We start from the raw sequence: 6,112 nt of genomic DNA on the forward strand, positions 1-6,112 counted from the left end.
TAACATTATGAGTGCAAAAAAAGGCTTACATCTTACGCTGAAAATTTGGAGACAAAAAAATAATAAATCTAAAGGTCAGTTTGAGACTTATAAAATATCGGATGTTTCTACAGATTCTTCATTTCTGGAGATGCTGGACATCCTGAACGAAAATCTTATTAACGAAGGAAAAGAGCCGGTAGCTTTCGATCACGACTGTCGTGAGGGGATCTGCGGGATGTGTTCTCTTTACATCAACGGTAGAGCGCACGGCCCGGATACAGGGATCACTACCTGCCAGCTTCACATGAGAATGTTCAAAGACGGTGAAACTATCGTTATTGAACCTTGGAGAAGTGCTGCTTTCCCGGTAATTAAAGATTTAATTGTAGACAGGAGCGCATTCGACAGGGTAATGGCTGCAGGTGGTTTCATTTCAGTGAACACTTCAGGGAATACTTTGGATGCCAATGCAATTCCGGTTCCTAAAGATGATGCAGACAAGGCAATGGATGCCGCTGCTTGTATCGCTTGTGGGGCTTGTGTGGCTTCATGTAAAAACGGATCTGCGATGCTGTTCGTAGGTGCTAAAGTTTCTCAGTTCGCATTACTTCCTCAGGGTAGAGTAGAAGCGAAAAGAAGAGTTCTGAACATGGTGAAAGCTATGGACGAGGAAGGATTCGGAAACTGTTCAAATACAGGTGCTTGCGAGGTGGAATGTCCTAAAGGAATTTCCCTTGAAAACATCGCCAGAATGAACAGAGAATACATGGCAGCTTTCGTTGACAAAGGATAGAATTGATTTAATATACCACAAAAAATCGTCTCCTGAATGGATGACGATTTTTTTTAGTTAAATCTTTCATAAAACTAGTATTTAATTGCAATTAGTATATCTAAAAACTTATTTTTGCGTAATTATAAAATTCAAAATGAAAAAATATCTTTTATTGTTTATCATCGCGGTTTTTGCGATGTCTTGCTCTAAAAAAGTAGAAGTAAAAGGAAAAATCACAGGTGGATCTCCATTAGAGAGAATCGAATTCATTGAGGCTTCAGGTGTGGCCACTTTACCATTAATTAATGTCGGAGTAAATAAAGACGGAACTTTCGCGGGAAGTTTTGAAGCTCCTAAAAGCGGAATGTATGTGATTTCCTATGGTGGAAAACAAAATTTAATTTATTTAAAAGGAGGTCAGAAACTTGAGATTTCAGGAAACGGAATGACTTTCCCTTCAGAATACGTAATCACGGGTGATGCTAAAAAGAATAACGATTTCTTCACAGCAACTCAAAAATATCTTTCAACATACGCTCAGACGGTTAACATGAATGAGCTGATCATGAAAGACGAGAAAACATTCTTAAAAGGAATTGAAAAAGTACAGGCAGATATCAATAAAAATATTGAAGAAAATGTAAAAAAATTCAATCCTGATAATGAAATCATCACTTGGAAGAAAAATGACCTGGCGAGCACTTTGCTTACCATCATGAACCAGTATGACATCACGCATAAGCAAATGGGGAACCCATCTTTCAAAGTAACAAAGGCTTTCACTGATTTTGAAAACAAACTTCAGGAAAACAAAGATGTGATGGTGAAGGAAAACCCATTCTACAGACAATATCTTTTGGGTAAAATGAGCCCGGATTTCCAGAAATATGCGGAAGCAAACAGTAAAGGAAAAACGGATATCACTACCTCAGAATTATTTACGGAATATCTTAAAAAGAACCAGAAAGACCTTTCACAGACGGCTAAAGATTATCTATTGGCTTTTGTAATGGCTCAGTCTGACATTCATCCGGGATCACCTCAGAAAACGGTTGAGAAAATCAAGAAAATCATTGATGAAGACATTAAAGATGCTACCATTAAAGAAGATTTAAAGAAAATCCAGTTCGCTATCAACGGTTTCAAAGTGGGTGAGCCTGCTCCTGGAGCATCATTGGTGAAGCAGGATGGGAAATCTTACAATCTTTCTGAAAACAAAGGAAAGCCTTATTTGTTAACTTTCTACGCTTCTTGGAACCCGTACATCGGGGAGGCTACAGTTCCTGTACTAAAAGAGGTTGTGAATTTTTACAAGTCTAAAATGAACTTCGTTTATGTAAATGTAGACGACACAAAAGATCAGTTTGTAAAAACAAGCAATTCATTATTAAAAGGAATTACAGGAGTAAATGTTTACGGAGACGGAGGATTAAATTCCGATATTGCTAAAAAATATGGAGTTTATGGATTCAAATTGCCTTGCTTTATTGTAATAGATAAAGATGGTAAGATTGCAAGTAAACCGTTCTTTAATCTTGGAGACCCTGAATTGGTTACTGTTTTGGATAAGCAGACAGGTCTTTCTGCTCCAAAAGTAAACCCGAATGTTCAATTACAGCCTGGTATGGGTATGGATCCTGCAGCAGCGGCTCAGCAAGCGCCACAACCCGCAAATCCTCAGCCGGCTCAGACAAAATAATTTAAATTGACTCTAGATAGAAACCTTGTCTTCGGATAAGGTTTTTTTTATTGTATTTTTGCAGACTGAATATGCAGCAGTTTGTTAAAGTTTAAAATCTTTGACAAGTTTTAAAATTAATAATAGAAATCTTTTAATGAAAAGAAATAAGAAAAATATAATTCTTGAAAATATAAAACTCTTAAATGCAGGGGCTAAAGGTGTTGCAATAGGGAGAACCGAAGAAGGTAAGACGGTAATGGTTTCGGGTGCCATTCCGGGAGATGTTGTAAACGTAAGAGTAAAAAAGGCAAAATCAAAGTACTATGAAGGTGAAGCGATAGAAGTTATCGAAAGATCACCGTACAGAGTAGAGCCGAAATGTATTCACTTCGGTGTTTGCGGAGGCTGCAAATGGCAGAATATGAGCTATGAAAAGCAATTGGCCTTCAAGCAGGAAGAAGTTTATAATAATATTAAAAGAATCGGTGGTATCGAAAACTTTGAAACCGTTCCTATTTTGGGTTCCGAGGAACATTATTTTTATAGAAATAAAATGGAATTTTCTTTTTCCAATGCACGCTGGCTTACTCAGTATGAGATCAGCTCAGAAGAAAACTTTGGGAATAGAGACGCTTTAGGTTTCCATATTCCGGGAATGTGGAGCAAAATTCTAGACCTTAAAGAATGTTTCCTTCAGGAAGATCCTTCTAATGCAATCAGGCTGGCCGTAAAGCAATATGCAGTAGAAAACGGCCTGGAATTTTTTGATGTAAAAAATCAGGAAGGCTTCTTGAGAACTTTAATGATGAGACAAAACTCAAAAGGCGAATGGATGGTCCTTTTCCAGCTGTACAGGGAAGAAGAGGAAAACAGAAAAAAGCTTTTTGATTTCCTGCTGGCAACTTTCCCTCAGATTAAAACGCTGGTTTATGCCATTAATCCTAAGCAGAATGATTCTATTTATGATCTGAATATTAATGTATATTTCGGAGAGGGATATTTAATGGAGGAAATGGACGGTTTGAAATTTAAAATAGGCCCTAAATCTTTCTTCCAGACGAATTATAAGCAGGCTTTGGAATTGTACAGGAAAACCCTTGAATTTGCCGATTTAAAAGGTGACGAAGTGGTGTATGATCTGTACACCGGAACAGGAACTATTGCCCAGTATGTAGCGCGAAATGCAAAGCAGGTGATCGGTATAGAATCTGTTCAGGAAGCTATTGATGCAGCAATCGAACATGCGGAACTAAATGGCTTAACGAATACTACATTCTACTGCGGAGATATGAAGGATATTTTTAATGATGAATTTCTTGCAAATCATCCGAAAGCAGATGTATTAATCACCGATCCGCCAAGAGACGGAATGCACCAGAAAGTGGTGGAGCAGATTTTAAAGCTTTCACCTGAAAAAGTGGTGTATGTAAGCTGTAATTCTGCGACACAGGCGAGAGATCTTGCTTTAATGAAAGAGCATTATGATGTAGTGAAAATTTTACCGGTAGATATGTTCCCGCAAACTCATCATGTGGAAAATATAGCATTGCTGATTAAAAAATAAATTATTTAAATTTGACCATCAAATCTAAAATATACAGATGAAATATTTTAAATTTATCATAACCATATGTTTTCTGGGACTGCTGTTTTCATGCGGTGGAGACGATGACATCTGTGAAAGTGGCGAAGGTACCCCAAGAATGAAGGTGTCTTTTAAAAATTTTGAAACAGGAAAAGAAAAGACAGTAGATTCACTTTATGTAGCGGTGGACTATGGCTCCGGAAAAGTGGAGCTTGGGAAACAGACAGCAATAAAATCCAGGGTAATTCCTTTGAGGGTTGATGATTCTCCTTATACGGACGTATACTTCAGATTATCAGATAAAGGACCGGAATCAAAGGTTAGAATCAACTATACCACTACAGCTACTTATGTTTCGCCGGGATGTGGGGTGAAGAAAACATATGAAAATTTAAACTCGGTGTTAGAACCGTCAGCAACTAATCCGGTGAAGCAGATAGAAGCCGGGCAAAACTTTATAGAGAATGAAGACAAGACTAATCTTTACCTTCTTTTTTAGTTTAATCAGCCTTTTGAGCTTTGCTCAGGAAGAAAAGGAAGCAAAAAAAGAAAAATGGAAATATGAACCGAACTTTATGGTTGGTTTTGATGTTCTCAATACTGGAGTTTCATTTTTTTCGGACAGGCAGCTGTATCAGGGGTTTATTTCATCTAAAATCAAGGATAATATTCACGCTGTTGTAGAAGCCGGTTTTGAATCTAATATTTACAATAAAAACAGCTATGATGCAAAAGCAAACGGCCCCTTCCTGAAACTGGGTGCATTTTATATGCTTGCAAAAGACCCTGAAAATGAATTCAATGGCTTTTATGCCGGAGGTAAGGCCGCAGGATCATTTTACACTCAGGAATATATGGCAGTTCCTGTTCGTGGTTATGGAGGAAGCAGCTCTTCTTTGACTTTTCCGTCCTCCACCCAATCATCTTATTGGCTGGAAGGTACGCTGGGTGGGAGAGTGCAGCTATTTGAATCCAATTTTTATATTGATGTCAATCTTCAGCCACGATACATGATTTTCACTACAAAGCAGGATGATATCCAGCCGATGATTGTTCCGGGCTTTGGAAAAAGCTCTTCTAAATTCAATCTTGGTTTTGCATGGAATATCGCATATAAGTTTTAAATAAAATTTGCACAAATTTAATTTAATATTAAATATTTTCTAATTTAGATTTACATGTAGAAATATTATTAAATATTTGTCTCAATTAAGTGAAAAATATAAAAAACTGAATTATTTAGTTTGTATTTAATCTGGTATTGTATTTAATATTTATTAATAAATTAGACGTATTATTATTGTTTTGTGTTTTTAATATTGTTATTTTTATCAAATTAAAAACAAAAAAAACATGCGGAAAATTATTTTCTCTTTATTTTTTGGAATAATTGGCGGCCTTGCCTCTGCGCAGTGGACCCCCACAATTCCCGACTCAGGATTAAGAAAACCGAACGTAAGAAATTACTATAAGCTTGATCTTGAAAAAATAAAGTCTCAGCTTAAAAATGCACAAGAAACCGGGCCAAATGCTAGACCGGTAGAAATTTCTTTGCCAACTATTGATGGCAAAATCGAAAAATTTTCAGTTTACAGCTTTCCTGTTGTTGTAAAGAGCCTTGCAGATAGATATCAGCTGGGTTCTTATGTAGGAGTAGGGATTGATGATCCGTCAAAATTTCTAAGATTCTCTGTAGCTCCTAACGATTTTCAGTCAATGATTATCAAGGATGGACAATACGAATTTATTGAGCTGAACTTGCAACTATTTTTGAGACAAAATTTATATACTCTTTATGCTACATTTTTAGATTGATTAGACATTAAATTTTGATACTCTCTTATGGTTAAATTTCCTAAAGCTGAATGCCTTCTCTGGGTGTTGTAAAATGTTTCTATATATTCAAACACAGAGTTTTTGGCGTGGTCTCTAGTTTCATATTTATTTTGATAGACAAGTTCGGTTTTCAGAGTTTTGAAAAAACTCTCCGCTACAGCATTATCATAGCAATTTCCCTTTCCACTCATACTTCGGGTAATATTTTTCCCGACTATTGACGTAAATTCTGTGCACGCATACTGTATCCCTC

At 36.6% G+C, this 6,112-nt stretch carries 7 protein-coding genes; 6 read left to right on the forward strand and 1 reads right to left on the reverse strand.

Annotation, left to right across the window (positions count from 1 at the left end; genetic code table 11):
- Nucleotides 1-7 precede the first annotated feature (7 nt).
- The 6 genes from H560_RS0118575 to H560_RS0118600 all read left to right on the forward strand — a co-directional run bounded on the left by H560_RS0118575 (nt 8) and on the right by H560_RS0118600 (nt 5,838).
- A complete protein-coding gene (locus tag H560_RS0118575; RefSeq protein WP_027381375.1) occupies nt 8-775 on the forward strand; it encodes a succinate dehydrogenase/fumarate reductase iron-sulfur subunit in 768 nt (255 codons plus the stop codon).
- Nucleotides 776-911: 136 nt separating this feature from the next.
- Nucleotides 912-2,456, forward strand: coding sequence for a TlpA family protein disulfide reductase (locus tag H560_RS0118580; RefSeq protein ID WP_034753229.1), 1,545 nt, complete (start codon nt 912-914; stop codon nt 2,454-2,456).
- A gap of 136 nt (nt 2,457-2,592) precedes the next feature.
- Entirely contained in the window at nt 2,593-4,002 is a 1,410-nt protein-coding gene (gene rlmD, locus H560_RS0118585) for a 23S rRNA (uracil(1939)-C(5))-methyltransferase RlmD (RefSeq protein ID WP_027381377.1), read from the forward strand.
- A gap of 37 nt (nt 4,003-4,039) precedes the next feature.
- Entirely contained in the window at nt 4,040-4,522 is a 483-nt protein-coding gene (locus tag H560_RS0118590; protein WP_027381378.1) for a DUF6452 family protein, read from the forward strand.
- On the forward strand, nt 4,488-5,147 hold the full coding sequence (locus tag H560_RS0118595) for a DUF6048 family protein (protein ID WP_027381379.1): 660 nt from the start codon (nt 4,488-4,490) through the stop codon (nt 5,145-5,147). The genes H560_RS0118590 and H560_RS0118595 overlap by 35 nt, the downstream gene beginning before the upstream one ends.
- Nucleotides 5,148-5,376: 229 nt before the next feature.
- The gene (locus H560_RS0118600) at nt 5,377-5,838 is read left to right on the forward strand and encodes a hypothetical protein (protein WP_027381380.1); all 462 of its coding nucleotides are present in this window, start codon (nt 5,377-5,379) and stop codon (nt 5,836-5,838) included.
- Here H560_RS0118600 and H560_RS0118605 read toward each other — a convergent pair.
- On the reverse strand, nt 5,817-6,112 hold a 296-nt coding region (locus tag H560_RS0118605; protein WP_027379296.1), incomplete at its 5' end, for an IS3 family transposase. The two genes, H560_RS0118600 and H560_RS0118605, sit on opposite strands and share 22 nt — an antisense overlap.

The organism is Chryseobacterium daeguense DSM 19388, assembly GCF_000430825.1.
Lineage (GTDB): Bacteria > Bacteroidota > Bacteroidia > Flavobacteriales > Weeksellaceae > Chryseobacterium > Chryseobacterium daeguense.

What these genes read in the sequence shown, in the direction of transcription:
- H560_RS0118575 (WP_027381375.1), top strand. Translation starts at nt 8, where the DNA reads ATGAGTGCAAAAAAAGGCTTACATCTTACGCTGAAAATTTGGAGACAA.
- H560_RS0118580 (WP_034753229.1), top strand. Translation starts at nt 912, where the DNA reads ATGAAAAAATATCTTTTATTGTTTATCATCGCGGTTTTTGCGATGTCT.
- rlmD (WP_027381377.1), top strand. Translation starts at nt 2,593, where the DNA reads ATGAAAAGAAATAAGAAAAATATAATTCTTGAAAATATAAAACTCTTA.
- H560_RS0118590 (WP_027381378.1), top strand. Translation starts at nt 4,040, where the DNA reads ATGAAATATTTTAAATTTATCATAACCATATGTTTTCTGGGACTGCTG.
- H560_RS0118595 (WP_027381379.1), top strand. Translation starts at nt 4,488, where the DNA reads ATGAAGACAAGACTAATCTTTACCTTCTTTTTTAGTTTAATCAGCCTT.
- H560_RS0118600 (WP_027381380.1), top strand. Translation starts at nt 5,377, where the DNA reads ATGCGGAAAATTATTTTCTCTTTATTTTTTGGAATAATTGGCGGCCTT.